The following is a 21,974-nucleotide window of genomic DNA, read 5'->3' on the forward strand; positions in this document are numbered from 1 at the left end:
GCACGATAAACGGAGGGCCACTCCGTTTTACATGTCGCTTAGCGGCTGGTTTTGCCCCCGCCACCCGCGGCTTGCGCGGCGCTCACGCGCCACACTTTATTGCCGGCGTCGTCGGTTACGAGCAGCGCGCCATCGGGCATCGTGACCACGCCCACCGGGCGGCCGTGCGCCTTGTCGGAGTCGCCGCCGACCAAAAAGCCGGTGAGGAAGGGCTCGGGCTTGCCGGTGGGCTTGCCGTCTTTGAAGGGCACGAAGGCCACCTGGTAGCCCGAGTACTGCGAGCGGTTCCAGGAGCCGTGCTCGCCCACGAAGGCCCCGTTCTGGTACTTGGCGGGGAAGGCTTTCTGGTCGTAGAAGGTGAGGCCGAGGGCAGCTACGTGCGGGCCCATCGGCACGTCGGGCACCAGGGTCTTGGCCACCAGGTCGGGGCGCTCGCCTTTGCGGCGGGGGTCTTCGTTGGGGCCGTAGTAGGCGTAGGGCCAGCCGTAGAAGCCGCCTTCCTTCACGCTCGTGATGTAGTCGGGCACCAGCTCGTCGCCCAGCTCATCGCGCTCGTTCACGGCCGTCCACAGGGTGCTGGTGCCGGGGTAATAGGCCAGGCCAATGGGGTTGCGCAGGCCGCTGGCGAAGATTTTTTCGCCCGAGCCGTCCGGGTTGATTTCGAGGATGTTGGCACGGCGCTTCTCGTTTTCGGCCCCGTGCTCCATCACGTTCGAGCCCGAGCCCACGGTCACGAGGATATGCTTACCGTCTTTGCTGGCCAGCAGGTTGCGGGTCCAGTGGTTGTTGTAGCCACCTTCGGGCAGGTCGAGAATTTTCTGGCCCGGCGCCGTGATTTTGGTATCGCCGGCCTTGTAAGGGTAGCGCACCAGGCCGTTGGTATTGCCTACGTAGAAGTAGTCGCCCATCACCAGCATCCCGAAGGGCTGGTTGAGGCCCGTCAGAAAGGCGGCGCGCACATCGGGCTTGCCGTCGCCGTTGGTATCGCGGAACAGCGTGATGCGGTTGGCGCTGGTGCGTTGCAACGAGCGCGACTTATCGAGATTGAGCGTGGCAGCCACTTGCTTTTTGGCACCCTTGGGCAGAGTAGCCGCTTCGGATACGAATACGTCGCCGTTGGGAGCTACGTAAGCCCAGCGCGGGCTTTGCAGCCCGCCCGCAAACTCGCTGACCGTGAAGCCGGCCGGGGCCGTGGGCGTTTGCCCAGCGGGCCAGTCGATGATGTCGACGCGCTTGGTTACCGACTTGCTTTCGTAAGGGGCCGGCAGGTGCACAGTTTCCTCCTTGGGTGTGGTAATGGTTTGGGCCGGGTTGTCGGCCTGGGCCGTCTGCTTTTCTTCTTTGCTGGGGCCGCTGCCGCAGGCAGCGAGCCAGCCCAGCGCGGGCAGCAGGGCAAGGTATTTGGGAGTCATAAGCGAAAAGAGAAAGTAAGGCAGAGCTTACGCAAAAGCCCGATGCCGCTTCCTTTTACTGCCTACCTCTGTATTAGTTGTGACGCTAGCCGGCTCATTCCTTCACTACCCGCGTGGTGCTGCTGAGCGCGCCATCGGCAGCCACTACTTTCAGCAAATACAAACCCGCCGGCAAGCCACTGAGAATGAGGCGGGCGCTGCCCTCGGCCGTGGTTTGCCACACGCGCTGGCCACTGGTGTTGTACAGCAGCAGCTGGCTGCGGCCGGGCGGCAGGCCGCTCACCAACGCGTAGTCGCGCACGGGGTTGGGCACCAGCTGCAAAGGCTCCAGCTCGCACATGGCCGTGAGGGCCACCACCGGCGAGTAGGCGGCGGGGCCGCCGGCACCGGCCACGCGCAGGCGGTAGTAGCGGGTGCCGGCCAGCGCGCCGGCGCGGTAGGTGTAGCGGGCCCCGGCAGCCTGGGTTTGGCTGGGCACGGTGCCGAGCACCACCCAGGTTTTGCCGTTGGCGGAGGCCTGCACCTCGTAGGCCGGGCCGTCGCCGGTGCGCTCTGTGGTGGTTTGCCAGGTCAGGGTGGCGGTGCAGTCAGCACCTACCTGGCCCACGAAGCCGACGGGCGCCCCCTCGGCGGCGGCGTAGGCACAAGCCAGCGGCGAGCGGCGGGCCGCCGTGCCCCGGGCAGTAGCGCCACCCGGCACGGCCACGCCCAGCAATAACAGGCACAGGCAAAATAATTGTCTCACAGCAAACTACTACTAGTAATTGAGCGGCTAACGCGCCGGGCAGCCATTTAATTCAACGCCCCCTCGCGGCAGCTTTAGGTTTTCGACGCCCGCCAAACGCCTGTCCTGCTGGAAAATCCCGTTTTGACTTTTCAAAACCGCCTGGCCCCAGGCCCTGGCAAAGGGCACGACGCGGGTGCCACCGTCGCCACTCGCTAAACTGCGGCCAGCCGCTTCAGCGCGCCCGCTTTTTTTCGCAAAAACCCCACTCAGCGGTTATTTCTTCGGGCCGACGCTTACAGCACACCGCAACCCGGCCGCACGGGCGCATACCGGCCGTTGGCGCAGCCACGCCGACAGCTACCGCACACGCTCGCGGCACCAAAAGCGCCCTGGCTGCCTCAGAAACGGCTTTTTGGCGCTTCGCAGTGGCTTTTCCAAGCTGGCCTTGGTCTTACCTTTCCCCACCTAACCTATTTCTGTTTATCCATGAAGCACCCCAACATGCTAACTAAAGCGGCCCTACTCGTAGCCTTGGGCCTGGGCGGCCACCGCGCCGCCCAGGCCCAAGCCACTGCCGCCACCGCCCTGCCCCCGCCCGATGCCAAGATGCAGCAGTTCATCAGCAAGCTGATGCAGCAAATGACGGCCGAGGAGAAAATCGGCCAGCTCAATCTTGTGTCGGTCGGCTTTACGGTGACGGGGCCGGTGGTGAGCCAGGACGTGGACGCCAAGATTAAAAAAGGGCTGGTGGGCGGCGTACTCAACACCTTTACGCCGGTGGCGGCGCGCAAGCTGCAAGAAATGGCCGTGTCGCAGTCGCGGCTGCACATTCCGCTCATTCTGGGCTTTGATGTGATACATGGGCACCGCACGATTTTGCCGATTCCGCTGGGGCTGGCGGCCACCTGGGACTTGCCGGCCATCGAGCGCGGGGCGCATTTGGCGGGGCAGGAAGCCGCCGCCGACGGCATCAACTGGGTGTATTCGCCGATGGTGGACATCGCGCGCGACCCGCGCTGGGGCCGCGTGGCCGAGGGCGCGGGCGAAGACCCGTACCTGGGCTCCCAAATCGCGAAGGCGATGGTGCACGGCTACCAGGGCCCGACCAACGACATGACCCGGCCCGACAACGTAATGGCCTGCCTCAAGCACTTCGCGCTGTACGGCGCGGCCGAAGCCGGGCGCGACTACAACACCACCGACATGAGCCGGCAGCGCATGTATAACGAATACCTGCCGCCCTACAAGGCCGCCGTACAGGCCGGCGTGGGCTCGGTAATGTCGTCGTTTAATGACATCAACGGCATTCCGGCCACGGCCAATAAGTGGCTGATGACGGACCTCTTGCGCCGGCAGTGGGGCTTTCCGGGCTTCGTGGCTACCGACTACACTGCTATCAATGAAATGAGCGCGCACGGCCTGGGCGACGACAAAAAAGTGTCGGAACTGGCTTTGAACGCGGGCATTGATATGGACATGGTAGGCGAAATTTTCGTGCGCAACCTCGCCAACAACGTGAAGGAAGGCACCGTGAAGCAGGCCGACGTGGACGCCGCCTGCCGCCGCGTGCTGGAGGCCAAGTACCGCCTGGGCCTGTTCCAGGACCCCTACCGAGGCGTGAGCGAAGCCCGCGCCAAGGAGGTGCTGATGCAGCCGGCCTTTTTGCAAACGGCCCGCGACATCACGCGCCGCAGCCTGGTGCTGCTGAAGAATGACAACCAGACGCTACCGCTGAAAAACACGGCCAACATCGCGGTAGTTGGCCCGCTGGCCGACCGGCCCATCGACATGCTGGGCAACTGGAGCGCGGCCGGCGACGCCAAGCAGGCCGTTTCCATCTTGCAGGGAATCAAGAACGTGGGCGGCAATACCATTCGCGTGACCTACGCCCACGGGGCCAACGTGACGGAAGACGACCAGCTTATCAAGCGCCTCAACGCCCACGGCGGCCAGCTTGACATCGACCCGCGCCCGGCTGAGGCGCAGATTGCCGAAGCCGTGCGGGCCGCTCAGGCCGCCGAGGTAGTGGTGGCCGTGGTGGGCGAAAGCCAGGGCATGACCGGCGAAGCCGCCAGCCGCGCCGACATTGGCCTGCCCGGCCGCCAGCTCGACTTGCTCAAAGCCCTGAAAGCCACTGGCAAGCCGCTGGTGGTAGTGCTCTGCAACGGCCGCCCGCTCACGCTGCCCTGGGAGAATGAGAATGCCTCGGCCATGCTGGAAACGTGGTTTGGCGGCACGCAGGCCGGCAACGCGGTGGCCGACGTGCTGTTTGGGGTGTACAACCCGTCGGGCAAGATTACCATGACGTTTCCGCGCGCGGTGGGCCAGGTGCCGATTTACTACAACCACAAAAGCACCGGCCGGCCCTACGGCGGCGTGGCGCTCGACAAGTACAAGTCGCGCTACCTCGACGTACCCAACGACCCACTTTACCCCTTCGGCTACGGCCTCAGCTACAGCACGTTCACCTACGATAAGCCTAGCCTTAGCAAAACCAGCCTCGCCCCCGGCCAGGGCCTCGACGTGACCGTGACGGTGCAAAACACCAGCCAACGCGACGGCGAGGAAGTGGTGCAGCTTTACGTGCGCGACTTAGTAGGCAGCAGCACCCGCCCGGTGCAGGAGCTGAAAAGCTTCCAGAAGATTCTGCTTAAAGCGGGCGAAAGCCGGCAGGTTTCCTTCCACCTCAACCCCGACGACCTCAAATTTTATAACGACGACCTGAAATGGGTGGCCGAGCCCGGCGAGTTTGAGGTAATGACCGGCGGCAACTCGCGCGACGTGCAAAAGGCGAGCTTCACACTGACGAAATAAGCTTCAGCTAGCCTGGAAATCGTCAGGTCATGCAGAGCGCAGCGAAGCATCTCGCCCGCACAGTTGGATGGCTATGGTTACTGCGCCACGCCAGATGCTTCGCTGCACTCTGCATGACTTAACAACTATTCGCTACCGCGCAAAAAAGTGGCTGCAACGTACGTTGCAGCCACTTTTTTTATGATTCCTGGCCTCTATATACTTTTAGCGCAGTATCATGTCGCCCAGCGAAATAACGTACTCTTTGGCCGTGGCGTCGTAGCGAATGGTGTAGTTGGTGGGGTAGTATTTGCCGCTTACCTCGTAGGCTTGCGGCTGCTTGATGGGGGCCGTGAAATTGACGCTGGTCGTGAGCATGGCCTTCGTGAACATGGGCTCCAGGAAGGTGACGCGGCCATCGTAAGTGCCATAGATGAAGGTGCTGCTGAAGCTGCCGCCGGGCTGATATTCGGGGCTGGCGGGGTCGGTCCAGTGGCGGCCCATCATGGGGATGGTGCGGCCGGGCACCACGTTGGGCGGCGTAGCGTAGCCGGTGGGCAGCTTGGCCGTGGCCGGGAAAATGTCGCCCTTGGGGTCGTCGAGCGTGATGGCGTGCTGCGCGCTCATGGTTTGCATGTAGAAGTGCGCGTCAAAGTGCGGCACCGAGTACACGCCGTTGGGCTCGTGGCCGATGGGGTTCCAGTCGAAGGAAATGTGGTCGAAGGGCGTTTTGGCGGCCGAGGGCGGCAGCGCGATGTCGTACATGGTGCCGGTGGTGGGCGTGGCGGGCAGCCCGTTCAGGGCCGCCTCGCCAAAGCGCACGCCTATTTCGGTGGGGTTGCCGCTGGCATCGCGGCTGATGTAGCCCATCGCCTTGCCCGCGCCCATCGTCACGGCCGGGCCGTAGTCGGTGGAGGGTTGCGGAGTTTTGTCGTCTTTGCCGCAGGCCGCGAGCAGGCCGAGGCTGGCTACCAGCAGCGTAGCCACGTTGGAAACGCGCCGAAGTTGGGTAAGCTGAGTTTTCATCAAAATGGAATTAAGTTGGATTCGCAGGTAAATATATTAAATATAATATATTATTTACAAAAACAGTATTACTTGCCATTTCCTACCTTGCCTGGGTTGCCGGCAAGGGGCATCGGGCATTTTTTGCCCGAACGCCTATACACGCAAAAGAGCCAGCCCTTGCGGGGCTGGCTCTTTTGCGTGGCAACTGCCAGGGCTCTACACGAGCCCTGGCTACGTGGCTCATTTACTTGCGCTTGGCCGGGGCCTTGCGGCTGCGGGGCGCGCCGGTGCCGGTAGTCTTTTTACCGGGCAACTTCTTGCCCTCGGCTTTCAGCTCCGAAATGGTCGGGGCGGGGCCGTATTTGGCTTCGGCGGCGTTGGTTTCGCCGGTGAGGAAGGGGTCGAAGTCCACGCGGCGGTTCAGGGCCTGGCCGGCTTTGGTTTTGTTGTCGGCAATCGGCTTGGTCTTGCCGTAGCCGCGAGCCTCGATGCGCTCGGCCGGAATGCCTTTGCTAAGCATATACTTGCGAGCGGCGGCGGCGCGCTCGTAGCTCAGGCGCAGGTTGTAGTCGTCGTTGCCCACGTTGTCGGTGTGGCCCGCGATGCTGAGCGAGTAGTCGGGGTACTCGTTCATAATGGCCACCATTTGCTCGAGGCGAGCGTTGGAGCTCGGTTTCAGCGTGGCCTTGTTGAAGTCGAACTGGATGTACTTGGTGGCCTCGTTCAGGATTTTCTTCTGCTCGGCCTTAATCTCGGGGCAGCCTTTGTTGGAGGCGGGGCCGGGGCGGTCGGGGCAGCGGTCCTGGTAGTCGGGCACGCCGTCGCCGTCGCGGTCGAGCGGGCAGCCGTTGGCGTCCACTTTCACGCCGGCCGGCGTGTTGGGGCACTTGTCGAGGTAGTCGGCCACGCCGTCCCCGTCGCTATCGACCGGGCAGCCCGAGGCATCGACGCGCACGCCGGCGGGGGTGTTGGGGCACTTGTCGTCGGCATCGGCCACGCCGTCGCCGTCGGCATCGGGGCAGCCTTGCAGGCTAGCCAGGCCCTTCACGTCGGGGCACTTGTCCTGGTAGTCGGGCACGCCGTCGCCGTCGGTATCGAGGGGGCAGCCGTTAACGTCCACTTTCACACCGGCGGGCGTGTCGGGGCACTTGTCCTTGCGGTCGGGCACACCGTCGCCGTCGGCATCCTTGGCTTGGCCAAGGGCCACCGTGAGGCCGGCCGAGTACACCAGGAAGCGGTCGTGCAGCTTTTTGTTGGGGTTGTTGATATTGTCGATGCCCTCCGCGAAAGGATAGTGCTGGCTGGCCGTAATGTCCAAGCCTACCGCAGGCGACAGGCGGAATTTCATCCCGGCCAGGCCGAATACTTCGAACCGGCGCACCTGGTTGAAGAAGCTGCCGGCAATGGGCTGGTTGGCGGCGCTGGTGGCATAGTTACCGCTGCTGTTAGCCATAAAGAAGCCGCCGCCGCCCATCAGGTAGGGCTGCAAGAAGAAGTCTTCCTTCAGAATTTTACCGTTGTTGAGCTTCAGCTTGAGGCCCAAATCAACCATGCCTGTTCTGGCCGTGAAGCTGTTGTAAGGCCGATTGGGCGACACAAAGCGGTAGTAGTTCTGGTAGTTGCCGAGCACCGCCACGTCGAACGACGGCGAGAGGTAGCGCGTGATGTGCGCGCCCACGCCTACTTGCAGCGGAAACGAGGAGTGCCCCCAGTCGCTACCCAGGTCGCCCTGGTATTGCATCATGCTGATATTGACACCGATGGCGGTTTTCTTGTCAGCCGTTTGGGCGTGGGCGGCGAAAGCCAGGCAGCTACCAGCGAGAGCCAAAGCCCCCGGCCGTAGCGGAGAGAGTAGTTTTCCCATAATGAAGAAAGGTGGAGAAAGTAGAGCGTAGCACTTGCTAGTTGGGCCTGTGTAGCGCAAAAAGTGCGGTAGGGTTGCGTGTTTCTGCTCTTCAGCCGCCGGCATCCTATATGTGCATCAAGTGAGGCTCATCAAAATACTTAATAACAAGCAACTACATTGAGATGCCTGTTGCGCTAAGTTTATATTGTCACATAAAAAAAGCCTGGGTAGAACCCAGGCTTTCTCCATAACAGCTACTCGAAACCACTAGTTGGCGCGGCCGGAGAGGCCGGGCACGGGCGGGTTTTTCACGTATTTATCGAGCCAGGAATTCATTTCCCAGAGCATGTGCAGCAGGTTTTCGCGGGCGGCGTAGCTGTGCGACTCGGCGGGCAGCACCACGTAGCGCACGGTAGCGCCCTGCCCCTTGAGGGCGGCGTAAAAGCGCTCACTCTGAATGGGAAACGTGCCCGAGTTGTTGTCGGCCTCGCCGTGGATGAGCAGGATGGGCGTCTTCACCTTATCGGCAAAGTTGAAGGGCGACATGGCATCGTACACACCCTTGGCCTGCCAGTAGGTGCGCTCCTCACCCTGGAAGCCGTAGGGCGTGAGCGTGCGGTTGTAAGCCCCACTGCGCGCAATACCGGCTTTGAACAAGTTGGAGTGCGCCAGCAGGTTAGCCGTCATAAAGGCACCGTAGCTGTGGCCCATCACGGCCACGCGGGCGGGGTCTACCACGCCCAGGCGCGCGCCCTCGTCGATGGCGGCTTTGGCGCTGGCTACCAGCTGCTCGGTGTAGGTGTCGTTGGGCTCGGCGGTGCCTTCGCCCACGATGGGCACGGTAGCGCCTTGCAACACCGCGTAGCCCTGCGTGACCCAGTACACGGGCGTGGCCCAGCTGAGGCGGGTGAAGGTGTAGGGCGAGCCGCTCACCTGCCCGGCGTTGGCTTTGTCCTTAAACTCAACCGGATACGCCTCCATGAGCGTGGGCAGCGGACCATCGGTTTTCTTGTAGTTGGGCGGCAGGTAGAGGTTGGCGGTGAGGGCTACCCCATCGGCGCGCTTGTAGTGCAGCACCTGCTTGCGGAAGCTGCCGCCAAAAGCCGCGTAGGGGTTGGCGAAGTGCGTGAGGGCAAGCGGCTTGCCTTTCTTGGCGAGCGGTTCCAGGTAGTAGTTGGGTACCTGGTCGATGGCCTCGCGACGGGTCAGCAGCTCGGGCGCACCTTTTTTGGCGTCGAGCAGCGCCACGGGCACCTCGTAGTACGGGGCTTCGGAGCGCCAGAGCTCGGTGATTTTTTCGGTTTTCAGATTCAGCTCGCTCACGAAGGGCCGGTCGCCTTCGGGCGACGCACCTTGCCCAAACAAGTAGATGGCCTGCCCGCCCTGCCCCAGGGCCAGCACCGGCCGGCCCTGCGCGTTGCGGCGCGTGTAGGGCGCGCCGGGGTTGTGATAAGTATCTTGAGATGAGCCATCAAACAGCACTTTCAGCGCCTGGCCGGGCACAGCGGGGTCGAGCTGCCAGGTAGTTTCGTGGCGGTCGGCCCAGCGGTAGCCTTCCACCAGCGCCAGGTGGTCGGTGCCCCATGTCATGCCCGCGTAGCGCAGCGGCAGGGCCGCCAGCTCCTGCGCCGGGCCGCCGAAGGGCGCGGGCAGCAGGTATACTTTATCGCGCACGGCGGCCTGCTTTTTGGGGTCGCCACCGTCCTGCGCCTCCGCGTAGTAGAGGGTAGCCGGGGCATCGGTGCGCCAGCCGTGGTCGCGCGGGCCGGTGGGCACAGCGTCGAAGTTGGTGGGCACGTTATCGGCCAGCGGCAGGTCGATTATCGACTTGGCTACCGCGCCGCTACCCAGGTCGAGCACGTCGATGCGCTGCGGGAAGCTACTCACGGGCAGCGTGTAGGAAAACGGCCGGTGCACGGTACGCACCAGCACGTAGCGCCCGTCGGGCGAGGGCGACACCGAGCGCAGCACGCCCGGCTGCCCCAGCGGCTGCGCCGAGCCATCGGCCAGCCTCACTTTCACTAGCTGCGAAGTAGCGTAGTACTCAAAAAGACGCTCGTCGGCGGGGTTTTTCAGCAAATCCTGGTAGGTGCGGGCACCCGATTTTTTGCCGCCGCCCGTTTCCTGCACGGCGGGGCCGGTGGGCGTGGCATCAGCGGCCGGGGCCGCACCGCGGCCGGCGGGCACGGTGCGCGCCAGCAGCGTCTGGCTGTCCGACACCCACTCGAAAGAAGAGCCAAACACGTCGTTGAGCGGCGTGGCCAGCAGGCGGCGCGCCGAGTTGGTAGCCACGTCGGCCACCCACAGCTCCACGTGGCCGGTGCTGCCCTCGGCAGCCGGCACGGTGAGCGCAAAGGCCACGTGCTGGTTGTCGGGCGACCAGCTCGGGCTGCTGATGCGGGCCTGGGCGGGCAGCCCCTGCACCGGCTTTTCGGCACCGCCGGGCAGCTGCTTAAACTGCATTCCCACGGCGTAGCTCACACGGCTGGGGCCGTTGGTACGCGGGTTGAGGCGCAGGCCGGCCAGCCGCAGTTCGGGCTGCGAGAGCTCGGCAATGGTCGGGAAGTCCTGCACGGCCAGGATGGCCATCGTGCGCCCATCGCCCGAGAGGCTGATGCGGGGCGTGGGCGGGGCCAGCAGCAAATCGCGGATGGCGGCCGGCGGCTGCTGGTACTGGGTTTCTTGGGCCATGGCGGGGGCGGCAAGGAGGAATATAGGTAGGAGCTTTTTCATGGGCAAAATCAACGGCTTGAAAAGGCAAGGACAGTAAAAAGCAAGAAAGGACGCATTCAGTGTTTTATAGCACAAAAAGAGAAGGCCGTTTCCATGGAAACGGCCTTCTCTTTTTGCATGTAGATATTATGCTTCCAGACAAGCAATTAAAGCATTTTTTAACTGTGGAAGCAGGCTTTCTAGTTCAGCTATTTCGCTTTGGCTATTCTGAACCATCATACGCCATTGCTCATACGGCATTCCTATCGGGTTGACGCTGTAAGCCAGAAATTCTGCCTGTTCCTTTATGGCATTAGCCAGCGCAATCATTTTTCGATGTTGCTCCCGGAATAGAAGCTCGCCTTGCTCTGCCATTTTATTGGCTAGTGCTACATCCGGCCCATATTCAACCCCAAGATTAGCACGATGCCAAGCACCATCAGTAGTAAATACGTCTCCACTGAGCCAGTTTGCACAACCCGCAGGAACCGCCCGCCGGCCAGTGTCACGCGGCCCACGCCGTTGGCAATGGGGTCGATGATGCCGTTTTCAACGAACTTGTAGAGGCCGGTGGATAGCGCCATCGTGGGCTTCACAAACAGCGAGTTGTACAGCTCATCCACGTAGTATTTGTGGTACACGAGGCTGTCGAGGCCCGAGCGCTGCGCCTCCTCTTCGGCGGGGCGCTGGGCGCGGGCCACGTAGATAACGTAGGCGGCCACGATGCCTACCACGGCCGCCAGCACCGAAATGCCGATGAGCATCAGCTCGGTATTGTGGTCGGGCTCGGCACCGAAGGCGGCGGGCAGAATCTGCTTGGAGTAGGTGAAAATAGGGGCCAGGAAATCGGCCAGGTAGTGCTTGCCGCCCAGGAACATGGGCGCGCCCATGAAGCCACCCACGGCCGACAGCACCGCCAACACGATGAGCGGCAGCGTCATGCTGGCCGGCGACTCGTGCAGGTGGTGGCGCTGCTCCTCGGTGCCGCGGAACTCGCCGAAGAAGGTGAGGAACAGCAGGCGGAACATGTAGAACGCCGTCAGCAGCGAGGTGAAGACGCCGATAACCCACATCACTTTGCTGTGCTCATAGACGTGGCTCAGGATTTCATCTTTCGAGAAAAAGCCCGCGAACGGCGGAATGCCCGCGATAGCCAGGCAGCCGATGAACATGGTAATGAACGTAATCGGCATCGCCTTGCGCAGGCCACCCATGCGGCGCATGTCCTGCTCGTTGCTCATGCCGTGGATAACTGAGCCGGCCCCTAGGAAGAGCAGCGCCTTAAAGAAGGCGTGCGTGAGCACGTGAAAGAACGACGAGGTGTAGCCCATTACGCCCAGCGCCAAGAACATGTAGCCCAACTGCGACACGGTAGAGTAGGCCAGCACCTTCTTGATGTCGTTCTGCGCCAGGCCGATAGTAGCGGCGAAGAGCGCCGTGGCCAGGCCTACGATGCCGACCACCTCCAGCGTGTGCGGGGCCAGTGTGAACAGCACGTTGGCACGCAGCACGAGGTAGATGCCGGCCGTAACCATCGTCGCGGCGTGGATGAGGGCCGATACGGGCGTGGGGCCGGCCATGGCGTCGGGCAGCCAGGTGTAGAGCGGCAGCTGGGCCGACTTACCCATCGCGCCCACGAAAAGCAGCAGCGTGATGGCCGTGCAAATGCCCACCGTGTACGGGCCAAACTGGCTCAGGCTGGCTTTCTGGAATACCTCGCCGTACTGCACCGAATTAAAGGTGAGGTAGATGAGGAAGATGCCGAGCAAAAAGCCCAGGTCGCCGACGCGGTTGATGATGAAGGCTTTTTTGGCGGCGTTGTTGTAGCTCGTGTTCTTGTTCCAGAAGCCGATAAGCAGGTACGAGCACAGCCCCACGCCTTCCCAGCCGATGAAGAGGATGACGAAGTTGGAACCCATCACCAAAATCAACATGCTGAACACGAAGAGATTGAGAAAGCTAAAGAACTTGCCCGCGTTCTCGTCGTGGCCCATGTAGCCGATGCTGTACACGTGGATGAGGAAGCCCACGCCCGTAATCAGCAACAGCATAATCAAACTGAGCTGGTCTATCTGGTAGCCAAAGGGAATCTGGAGCGAACCGACCGAAATCCAGTCGAACAGCTGCACGGTGTACTGGTACTTGAAACTCAGGAACAGCGTGAGCGACAGCAGGAACGAGCCCAACACGGTAGCGCTGCCGATGAGCCCGGCCAGCGTGCCCGACAGCTTGCGATTCAGCAGGCCGTTAATGAGAAAACCCAGGAAGGGCAGGCCGGGAATAGCGGCGTAGAACAGGGCCGAGTACGGCGCGGTAGCGCCGGGTAAAACATTTTCCATCAGGTGAATGAGTGGATGAGTGAATGAGTGAATGGAAAGCAGTTTGAGCGATAGAGCGGAATGAAAATCATCCATTCGCTCATTCACTCATTCGCTCACTCACCACTTCAAGCGGCTCAAAAGGTTAACGTCGGTATTCTGGAAGTTGCGGTAAATCATGACGATAATACCCAGGCCCACGGCGACTTCGGCGGCGGCTACGGCCATGATGAAAAACACGAACACCTGGCCGTTGGGGTCGGCGCGGTAGGCGGCGAAGGCGGCCAGCAGGATGTTGACGGCGTTGAGCATCAGCTCGACGCACATGAAAATGATGATGGCGTTGCGCCGCATCAGCACGCCCGTGACGCCGATGCAGAAGAGCGCGGTGGCGAAGAAAACGTAGTACTGGAGCGGAACGGTGCGGATGACTTCGGGTATCGTCGGATTCATGCGGGTGAGTTCGGGGGCCGGGGCTGGTCGGCTCTTAGCGGGCAAAGGTACCCGAAAAAGGCATTATGTGTAGCCCGGACTTTTAGTCCGGCAGTGAATGCAGTTCGCGTCTGCGGTTGGGGAGCGCGTTTGGGAAACCTACCAAACGTAGATGCGGGCTGCGCTCGCGCTCGGACTACAGAGTCCAAGCTACAGCTGAATATTCCGGCACTCAATTTGTGTAAGGTTCGACTTCTGTTCTATGTATCGAAAAAGCGGCTTCCCCTGGAAGCCGCTTTTTTTGTGTGCTCCCCGTAAAATATCGCCCCGCGCCCCGCGTCTGCTTAGGCACGATGAACGCGAGCGCCCTTACCCTAACTGCCGCCATGACGGCCAGCCAGCAAGACCAGCAAATACAGGCCACGGTGCGCGAGCAGCGGGGGCGGCTGCTGCGCTTTATCGAGCGGCGGGTGCCCGACCCGGAGGAGGCCGAAGACATCTTGCAAGATGTCTTTGCCGAGCTCGTGGAAAGCTACCGCTTGTTTAAGCCCGTGGAGCAGGCGGCGGCCTGGCTTTTCCGGGTGGCGCGCAACCGCATCATCGACCGCTACCGCCGGCCCAAGGCTACGGTGTCGCTGGATGCGCCGCTCGGGGCGGCCGCCGAGGGCGACGAGCCGGCCCGTCTGTTGCAAGACATCCTGCCCGCCGCCGACGATGCACCCGAAAACCGCCTGCTGCGCGAAACCATCATGGACGCCCTCACCGACGCGCTGGCCGAGCTGCCCGCCGAGCAGCGCCAGGTGTTTGTGTGGCACGAGCTCGAAGACAAGTCCTTCAACGACATGGTGGCCGAAACCGGCGTGCCGCTCAAAACGCTCATCTCGCGCAAGCACTACGCCGTGAAGCATTTGCGCAAGCGCTTGCGCAAACTCTACGACGAGCTTTTCACGGACTAGCGCGGCGCTTTTATCTTGCGCCGGGCGGCCCTGCTCATTCGCATTCCTACCCTCACGCTGCGCGAAGCCCGGCTTTGCGCTACTTTGCCCTACTCTCATGAACCGTACTTTCTGGCTGAAAAAAGCCGTCAAATTCGTTTTTTTCGCGGCCCTATTCATCGTCGTGGCCGGCTTCGTTACCCAAAGCCTCTGGAACTGGCTGGTGCCCGAGCTTTTCCACGGCCCGGCTCTCAGCTTTGGGCAGACGCTGGGGCTGCTCGTGTTAAGCCGCATTCTATTCGGCGGCTTTGGGCGCGGGCGGGGTTCCTGGGCACAAAAGCGCCGGCAGTGGAAGCAGGAAATTGCCCGCGAGGTATCGAACCTTTCGCCCGAGGAGCGTGAGAATTTTCGCCAGCAAATGCAGAAACGCTGCGCGCAGTGGGGCCGCCGGGCCGAGGCTCATTCGATGCGCAATGCGTTTAACGAGCAGTAATTGAGCACTACTACGGTAAAAAACCGTCCGTCATGCTGAGCTTGCCGAAGCATCTCTACCGCTTCATCCAACGGTGCGGTAGAGATGCTTCGGCAAGCTCAGCATGACGGACGTTCTTTTTCAGTCACTAAAAGCCTTAGCCGCCCTGCTTGCTGCCGCCGCCCTTGGTGTCGTCGTTGCTGATTTGCTTGCGCTGCTTGCCCTGCTGGGCCTGGCCGAAGCGGTAGCTGAAGCTGAGGCGGAACGAGCGCTGGAAGGCGCGGTACTCGCTACGCTCCTCGAAGAGGGCGGTGCTCACGGTGTTGCGGTAGGGCCAGTAGTTGTTGAAGGGGCTGCCGAAGTTGAGCACCAGGTCGGCCTTGTCTTTGAGGAAGGTTTTCTTGGCCCCCATCTGGTAGTAAAGGTTGGCCGAGCCGCGACCCTGGATGTCGGGCGAGGGCAGCGAGGCGTACACAAATCCTTGGATGCTAAAGCCCTTCTTGAGCTTATACGAGGTATTCATATTCAGGCCCGCCGTGAAGCCCTGGCGATTGACGCCCAGCGAAGGGCTGCGGCGCACGATGTACTGCACATCGGGGCCGCCGCTGAGGTCCCACTTTTCGGTGGGCTTGAACGAGCCGTAGAAATTGAGCTGGTAGAAGGTGTTGGCCGCCACATTCTGGAAGGTCTGGGCCGTCACGCTGGGGTCGGGCACCACGTCGGCGGGCAGCGGGGCGTCGGGGTTGGTGGTGAGGAAGCGCACCGACTCGATGGCATTGCCGGTGTGGCGCACCGAGGCCGAGATATTCACCGAGTTGCTCTTGAAATTGGTGTTGTAGCTCAGCTCGTAGGCGTGGGTGAATTCGGGGTTGAGGAACGGATTACCGAAGGATAGATTCTGCCGGTCCGAGCGGTCGACGAAGGGGTTGAGGTAGTCGATAAACGGGCGCGTGATGCGGCGGCTGTAGGCGGCGCGCAGGCTGCTGGCCTCGCTGAGCTTGTACTGGGCGCTGCCGTTGGGCAGTAGCGAGAGGTAGCTGCGCGGCTCGAACGTGGACCTGGTGGCCCGAAAATCGGCGTCGATAGCCGTGCGCTCGAGGCGGCTGCCGAGGCTGAACGTCGTATTCTTGCCCAGCCCAAACGAGTAGGTAGCGTAGGCGGCCTGCACATCCTGGCGGTAGCTGAAATCGGTCACGCGCCGCCCGTCGGGCAGGAAGTTGGGGCTGTCGACCGCGCGCAGCGTATCCACGCCAGCCACCGAGCCGGTGCGGCGGAAAATGGCTTTCACGCCCATTTCCAGGGTTTTCTTGTCGCCGAAGGGCTGCGTGAAGTCCGATTGCAGCGTCACTTCGTGGCCGGGCGTGCGGCCGCGGCTGCGCTCGCGGTAGGTAGCCTGCTCGGTGGCCAGTAGCACGGCCGAGTTGTCGTACTGGTCGAAGTCGTAGCCGAAAGAACCGTTATTTAGGGCGTACTGCCCGAGTACGCTCCACTCCTTGCGCGCCTGCTTGAAGGTGCGGGTGTAGGTGCCGGTGCCCTCCACGTTGAAGCCGCTCCAGCGGTTGTCGGTGCTGCGGGTGTAGAGCTGGCTTCTGGTACCCGTGAGGCGGTTGAACATGTCGTTGGTCGAGTTGCCGCCGTAGCCGTTTATCGAGCCGGCCAGCGAAATAGTGTGGTGCTCGGCGGGGTCGTAGTCGAGGCCCACGGTGCCGTAGTACCACTTGCCTTTGTTGTAGACATCAGCGGTTTGCAGCAGGTTGCTTATTTCCTGGCGCTGCTCGTTGTAGCCCACGCGGGTGCGCTCCGAGTAGCCGGGGTTGTACCAGGCCCCGGCGCTGGCCGAGGAGGTAAAGCCAATTTTGCCCTGCTTGAAGTTCAGGGCCGAGTTGAAGTTGCTGTTGCGGTTGCCGCTGGCGGCGCTCACGCGGCCGTTGAGGCCCTGGTTCACGCCCTTTTTCAGCACGATGTTGATGATGCCGGCCGTGCCCTCGCCGTCGTACTTGGCGGGCGGCGTCGTGATGATTTCGACGCTCTTAATCTGGTCGGCCGGAATGCTCTTGAGCGCCTCCGTGAGGTTGCTGGCCAGCGTGGGCGAGGGCTTGTTGTTAATCAAGACCCGAAAATTGCTGGAGCCGCGCATGGTCACTTTGCCGTCGCCATCCACGGCCAGCAGCGGGGCCTTGCGCAGCACGTCGGTGGCGGTGCCGCCGGCGTTGCTGATGTCCTGCTCGGCGTTGTACACGAGGCGGTCGGGGCGCACTTCCACCACCGGCTTCTCCCCTACCACCACGGCCTCGGTGAGGGCGGTGGCGGCGGCCGGCAGCAGGATGTTGCCCAGCGCGGTGGCCCCGGCCGTCACGGTTACAGTGCGGGTGCGGGTGGCGTAGCCCACGTAGCTCAGGCGCAGCCGGAAGGTGCCGGCCGGCAGCTTGGTGAGCGAGAACTTGCCCGCGTCGTCGGCCCCCACGCCCGTGATGGCCTTGGTATCGGCCGCATCGGCCGGCAGCAGCACCACCGTGGCGTAGGACACCGGCTGCCGGCTCACCGAGTCGAGCACGGTGCCGGTAAGCGAGCCGGTAGCCGCCACAGCGGCGGCCGGGGCCGGGCTTTGGGCCAAGGCCAACGACGTGGTGAACAGGGCGGCCGCTGGCAGCAGCCAGCGCCCGAGGCGGGCAGCAGAAAAGGTCTTCAAGGAAAAGGAAGTAGAGGTGTTGGGGCGATAGATGCAGGCCGGGCGGCAAACGTTGCCCCCCAGATGAGCTAAATCTAAAAAAATAGCAATAGCGTCATGTTGCCGATTCTTCGCCCCCAATATCGGCCCCGAGGGCCAAACGTTACGGCGCGCCCCACAAAAATTTAGTATTGCCACCCTAGGTGTAGCGCAGACCCTTAGTCCGCGACCGGGTGCCCACGGGCTGAAAGCTCGCGCCCCAGCACGGCGGCCCCAAAGCGGCCCTTGGGCCGGCCTCCTCGCCGGGAGCCTGCCCCAGCAGCTTCTCAGGTAGGCGTTACTAGCAGCGCATTGAACGGGGTGCCGAGCCAGGACTATAAAGCTGCGCAGGCCAACCTAGTAAGGAATGGGGCGAAAGTACAGGCCAGCAAACGCCAGCGGCCAAACATTCAGCCTAGCTTTGGGGTACTGCCCGTTAGTCTTTTGCTTTGCCCCTATGAACATCCTGCGCCACGTCGACCTCACCCGCGTCTTTTTTGTCGACATCGAAACCGTGCCCGGCCACGCCACCCACGCCGAGCTGCCCGAAGCCATGCAGCCGCTCTGGCAAAAATTCTGCGACAAGCGCCACGCCCGCGAGCTGGCCGACGGCCTTTCGCACGCTGACCTCTTCGCGCACGGCGGCCTCTACGCCGAGTTCGGCAAAATCGTGTGCATCTCGGTGGGCATGTTCCGATACTTGAAAGACGAAACGCTGGAGTTCCGCGTCAAGTCCTTTGCCGACGACGACGAGTGCGAAGTGCTGCGCGGCTTTGCCGACATGCTGGGCGCGCGCCGGCCCTACGGCAGCCGGCTCTACGGCGCCACTACCAGCATCAAGGACCGCGACAAGGTGGACCACCGCAACGACCCGTTTTTCCTGTGCGCGCACAATGGGCGCGAGTTCGACTACGGCTACCTGGGCCGGCGCATGCTCATCTGCGGGCAGGCCATTCCGCCCATGCTCGACATGGCCGGCCACAAGTCCTGGGACTTGCCCCACCTCATCGACACCATGGAGCTCTGGAAATTCGGCGACAACAAGGGTACCATCTCGCTGCCACTACTGGCCGGTGTGTTCGGCATCCCGTCGCCCAAAGACGACATCGATGGCGCGCAGGTAGCTCAGGTGTACTGGCAGGATAAAAACCTGAAGCGCATTGTACAATACTGTGAAAAGGACGTGATTACCACCGCCCGCATCTTTCTGCACTACGCCGGCCAAAAAGAATTATGGCCCGCCGTGCAGCTTACGCAAGTGTCCTGGCCAACTACCCCCAAGAATATCAACATCTGATTACTTGCACCTTACACGCACTTATTGTTCAGGGCTGCTCTTCGAGCGGCCTTTTTTTTGCGGCCTTCATTAGCTGCAATTCTTTATGAGAATAACAACAAGAGAATTTTTCTGATTTAATTTTGTACATCCCCATTCCCTATTCCTTCATTTTCCGCTCATTTCATTTGTAATGAACAAACTTATTTACTCTCTCGGTGCGTGGGCTTTTGCCTTGCTGCTGGCGCAGCCAGCGCATGCTCAGTACGCTACTACCCCGCCGGTGCAGGACGGTATTCCCAATGCCTCTGAATACAACAACAACGTCTATAGGTCTTTCAACGGTGGCACCTGGTACATGACCTGGGATGCTACTAACCTGTATATCGGCAAAACTGGCGGCACTTCTCCCGAGCCTACCATTGTCTATCTTGACCTGAACCCGACCCTGCCCGTAACGGGCGGTTCGGACCAGCTTGGCAGCCTGACTGGTGTCAATGAGGTATTTGACCGCGATAATAATCCGACCGTTCAATCGAACGTGGTGCCGGTACTGCCCTTCCGCGCCGATGTGCGGGTGTATTGCACAGCCGATGGCGAAATCAGCATCAGCCGGGCCAATGGCACGGGGGGCTGGGGCTCTGAAATCCGGACCAATGTGTTTGCCAGCACGCCGGGCAATGGCGACGCCCGGCGTGAGATGGTGCTCAATTGGGGCACTTTGACGGGCGGCGGTACCATCCCGGCGTCGTTCAACTGGTTTGGTTACGCCAGTAATATTCAGAATAATGGAGCCAACTATCGCTACGACTTGGCTCCCACGAACGATGATGCCAGTGCTTATGCCAATGGCACATCGCCGCAGTTTCCGTACTACAATACGGTAATCAGCACGGCCAATGGCAACGCTACGCAGCCCTTCAATCTGCTGAGCTACACTTATGTGGCGCCAAAGAGCAACTATCAGATTGGTGACATTGATGTGTGGGACTTCACGCTCAACCCGCTTAACCCCAACATACAGATTGGGCGTGGTACTACGGGTAAAAAATGGACTGTCAGCGGCAGCCTGGTAGTGGGCAGTGGCACGCTCTACTTTGGTAGCGGCGCGGGGGTATACGGCGACACCCAAGTAGGTAACATCCGCATGCTGGGCAACGGCGTGCTGAACATGGACCAAACCAACCGCGCGCTCAACGTGCGCGAAAGCGTGTACCTGACCGGCGGCAGCCAGTTCATACTGTCGGGGCAACCAGCTGGTGACCTCAACGTGGGCCGCGACTTCATCGTGAGCAACGGCATGAGCACGCCCGCTACGTTCCAAACCAACACGCGGGCTGTTTCCTTTACGGGCACTGGGGTTACGCACCGCATCACGACCGATAACGGCTACGAGATTCCCTTTAGCTACTTGGCGATGAACACGCCGTCGAGCGACCTTACACTCAACAGCAATATCTTCATTATCAACAAGCTGATTTTCCAGCAAGGCAACCTGTTTACTGGTGCTAACATGGTGAAGCTCGACGGGGCTGCCGTGATGGAAAACGAAAGCTCCACCAGCCACCTCATCGGCAATGTGCGTATTACGCAGCAGCTAGGCGGCGGCGGCTCGGGCACGAAGTACTTCGGCAACACAGGCCTCGTACTGACGCCGCAGAACCCCTCAAGCGCCCGCGGCATTCTGGAAGTAACGCGCGTGACGGGCACCACCGTTCCCCGCGTAGGCGGTGGCAACAACGGCAACAGCATCCAGCGGTACTTCATTTTGAAATCCAGCGACCCCTCTGTAAGCGGCCTCAACCTGTCGCTACTGTTCTACTACCGCCCCGATGAGTTGAACAACATTTCGGAGCAAAAGCTGGCGCTTTACCAGTCGGTTGGGGGTGCTTCGGGCTCCTATTCGGCCCTCACTATTCCGCCCTCGGCCAACACCACCTCTCACTTCATCTCGTACGAGTACCAGATGCCGCTGGAGAATAACACCTACCTCACCCTGAGCGACGGTGTAACGCCGCTGCCCGTGAAGCTGGTAGCCTTCTCGGCCAAAGCCACGGCCAACGGCACGGCCTTCCTAACCTGGAGCACGGCCAGCGAGAAAAACAATAAAGGCTTCAGCATCGAGCGGCAGCTTGGTGCCAACGAGGCTTGGCAGCCGGTAGGCTACGTAGCTGGGGCCAACCTGCCCGCCGGCAGCGTCTACCAGTTTGAAGACAAGAGCCTGGCTACGGCCGCGGCTAGCTCGCACGCCTACTACCGCCTGCGCCAGGAGGACTTTGACGGCACTGCCGCTTACTCGCCGGTAGCGGCGGTAGCCCGCCGGGCCGCCAACGGCAGCAGCGAACTAGTGCTGAGCCCCGTGCCCGCCACCGAGGCTAACCTGTCGGTAGCCTTCGCCGAAGCCGGCCAGGCCGGGCTCGATGTGGTAGTGCTTAACACGCAAGGCCAACGCATGCTACACTTCACCACGAAGGCCAGCAACGAACCGGCCCTGAGCCTGCCCGTGCAAACCCTCGCGGCCGGCATGTACATCGTGCAGGTGCAGGCTCCCGGCCAGCCCGTGCGCCACGCCCGCTTCGTGAAGCCCTAGTGCCTGGGCCACCGGCCCTTAAAGCAAAAAGCTCCCGCTGGCAGTCGCCGGCGGGAGCTTTTTGCTTTAAGGGCCGGTGGCCAGGGTAGCGGGCTGGGCTACCAATTGTCGTCGGCGGCCTTGCCCGTGAGGGCCTGCCGGATGGCAGTGGCCTGCTGCCGCCCGCTGCGCTGCACGGCCTCGATGGCCGATTGCAGCACGGGCTTGGGGTAGCCGTTGTGGTCGAAGGTGAGCTCGTTGGGTGTCAGGTAGTTTTCGAGGGGCGTCACGGGAGCCAGGCCCTTGCCGCTATCGAAGGCAAAATCAGTAATCTGGTAACGGAAGCGGCCGGGCTTGACCTGAATGACGATAGTGCGCCAGAGCGGCACTTGCACGTTGGCCCCAAACAGGTTCTGCATCACCAGCTCGCTGGTTTTGCCGGTGATTTTGCCGGCCGTGGCGTCCTGGCTTTCGATGGTAAGCTTGGTGGGGCCGGGCGCGGTTTCCATCCACTTTTTGGCCCGCGCGTAGAGGGTGGCTTGCGTAGCACCCGGCACTTGCACCACGCCCTGGAAGGATATTTTGCCGGTGAGCGAGTCTTTGGGTAGCGGGTTGACCCAGGCGGCCCGGAGCGTGGGCAGCTTCACCTGGGCGTGGGCCGGGGCCAGCACTCCCGCCGATAATAGCATCGCAAGAAGATATTTCATGCCTTGGGCTACGCAAAGCCTTTGCCAATAGTTGATGCAGGGCGCTGCCCCCAGCCCATA

15 protein-coding genes are annotated in these 21,974 nt (G+C 61.8%); 5 read left to right on the top strand and 10 right to left on the bottom strand.

Annotation, left to right across the window (positions count from 1 at the left end):
• Positions 1–38 precede the first annotated feature (38 nt).
• Together VFO93_RS14070 and VFO93_RS14075 are read right to left on the bottom strand one after the other, a co-directional pair.
• Positions 39–1,412, bottom strand: coding sequence for a sorbosone dehydrogenase family protein (locus VFO93_RS14070; RefSeq protein WP_325135019.1), 1,374 nt, complete (start codon positions 1,410–1,412; stop codon positions 39–41).
• A 94-nt stretch (positions 1,413–1,506) separates the two neighbouring features.
• Positions 1,507–2,157: a T9SS type A sorting domain-containing protein gene (locus VFO93_RS14075; protein WP_325135020.1), complete on the bottom strand. Its 651-nt coding sequence runs from the start codon at positions 2,155–2,157 to the stop codon at positions 1,507–1,509.
• 468 nt (positions 2,158–2,625) lie between these two features.
• On the opposite strand from VFO93_RS14075, the gene bglX reads away from it, so the two are divergent.
• The gene (bglX, locus tag VFO93_RS14080) at positions 2,626–4,953 is read left to right on the top strand and encodes a beta-glucosidase BglX (protein ID WP_325135021.1); all 2,328 of its coding nucleotides are present in this window, start codon (positions 2,626–2,628) and stop codon (positions 4,951–4,953) included.
• Between the two features lie 204 nt (positions 4,954–5,157).
• On the opposite strand, the gene VFO93_RS14085 is transcribed toward bglX, so the two are convergent.
• The 6 genes from VFO93_RS14085 to nuoK form a co-directional block, all read right to left on the bottom strand.
• A complete protein-coding gene (locus VFO93_RS14085) occupies positions 5,158–5,958 on the bottom strand; it encodes a DUF5602 domain-containing protein (protein WP_325135022.1) in 801 nt (266 codons plus the stop codon).
• Between the two features lie 226 nt (positions 5,959–6,184).
• On the bottom strand, positions 6,185–7,804 hold the full coding sequence (locus VFO93_RS14090) for an OmpA family protein (protein ID WP_325135023.1): 1,620 nt from the start codon (positions 7,802–7,804) through the stop codon (positions 6,185–6,187).
• Positions 7,805–8,053: 249 nt separating this feature from the next.
• Positions 8,054–10,477 (bottom strand): S9 family peptidase, encoded by a 2,424-nt coding sequence (locus VFO93_RS14095; RefSeq protein ID WP_325135024.1) that lies wholly within the window; start codon positions 10,475–10,477, stop codon positions 8,054–8,056.
• 168 nt (positions 10,478–10,645) lie between these two features.
• Positions 10,646–10,873 carry a hypothetical protein gene (locus VFO93_RS14100; RefSeq protein ID WP_325135025.1) on the bottom strand — a complete coding sequence of 76 codons (228 nt, stop codon included), beginning with the start codon at positions 10,871–10,873 and terminating at the stop codon, positions 10,646–10,648.
• Positions 10,874–10,887: 14 nt separating this feature from the next.
• Entirely contained in the window at positions 10,888–12,837 is a 1,950-nt protein-coding gene (gene nuoL, locus VFO93_RS14105) for an NADH-quinone oxidoreductase subunit L (RefSeq protein WP_325135026.1), read from the bottom strand.
• Between the two features lie 99 nt (positions 12,838–12,936).
• Positions 12,937–13,269: an NADH-quinone oxidoreductase subunit NuoK gene (gene nuoK / locus VFO93_RS14110; protein WP_325135027.1), complete on the bottom strand. Its 333-nt coding sequence runs from the start codon at positions 13,267–13,269 to the stop codon at positions 12,937–12,939.
• 284 nt (positions 13,270–13,553) lie between these two features.
• Between nuoK and VFO93_RS14115 the strand changes: the two genes are divergently transcribed.
• Both VFO93_RS14115 and VFO93_RS14120 read left to right on the top strand, forming a co-directional pair.
• A complete protein-coding gene (locus VFO93_RS14115) occupies positions 13,554–14,204 on the top strand; it encodes a sigma-70 family RNA polymerase sigma factor (RefSeq protein ID WP_325135028.1) in 651 nt (216 codons plus the stop codon).
• Between the two features lie 97 nt (positions 14,205–14,301).
• A complete protein-coding gene (locus VFO93_RS14120; protein ID WP_325135029.1) occupies positions 14,302–14,676 on the top strand; it encodes a hypothetical protein in 375 nt (124 codons plus the stop codon).
• Positions 14,677–14,812: 136 nt separating this feature from the next.
• Here VFO93_RS14120 and VFO93_RS14125 read toward each other — a convergent pair whose 3' ends face one another.
• Positions 14,813–17,344, bottom strand: coding sequence for an outer membrane beta-barrel family protein (locus tag VFO93_RS14125; protein ID WP_325135030.1), 2,532 nt, complete (start codon positions 17,342–17,344; stop codon positions 14,813–14,815).
• 475 nt (positions 17,345–17,819) lie between these two features.
• On the opposite strand from VFO93_RS14125, the gene VFO93_RS14130 reads away from it, so the two are divergent.
• Positions 17,820–18,659 carry a ribonuclease H-like domain-containing protein gene (locus VFO93_RS14130; RefSeq protein ID WP_325135031.1) on the top strand — a complete coding sequence of 280 codons (840 nt, stop codon included), beginning with the start codon at positions 17,820–17,822 and terminating at the stop codon, positions 18,657–18,659.
• 172 nt (positions 18,660–18,831) lie between these two features.
• The gene (locus tag VFO93_RS14135; RefSeq protein ID WP_325135032.1) at positions 18,832–21,228 is read left to right on the top strand and encodes a T9SS type A sorting domain-containing protein; all 2,397 of its coding nucleotides are present in this window, start codon (positions 18,832–18,834) and stop codon (positions 21,226–21,228) included.
• Positions 21,229–21,326: 98 nt separating this feature from the next.
• Here VFO93_RS14135 and VFO93_RS14140 read toward each other — a convergent pair whose 3' ends face one another.
• Complete coding sequence (locus VFO93_RS14140; RefSeq protein WP_325135033.1) at positions 21,327–21,914, bottom strand: DUF4468 domain-containing protein; 588 nt, start codon at positions 21,912–21,914, stop codon at positions 21,327–21,329.
• Between the last annotated feature and the right edge of the window lie 60 nt (positions 21,915–21,974).

Source organism: Hymenobacter sp., assembly GCF_035709525.1.
Lineage (GTDB): Bacteria > Bacteroidota > Bacteroidia > Cytophagales > Hymenobacteraceae > Hymenobacter.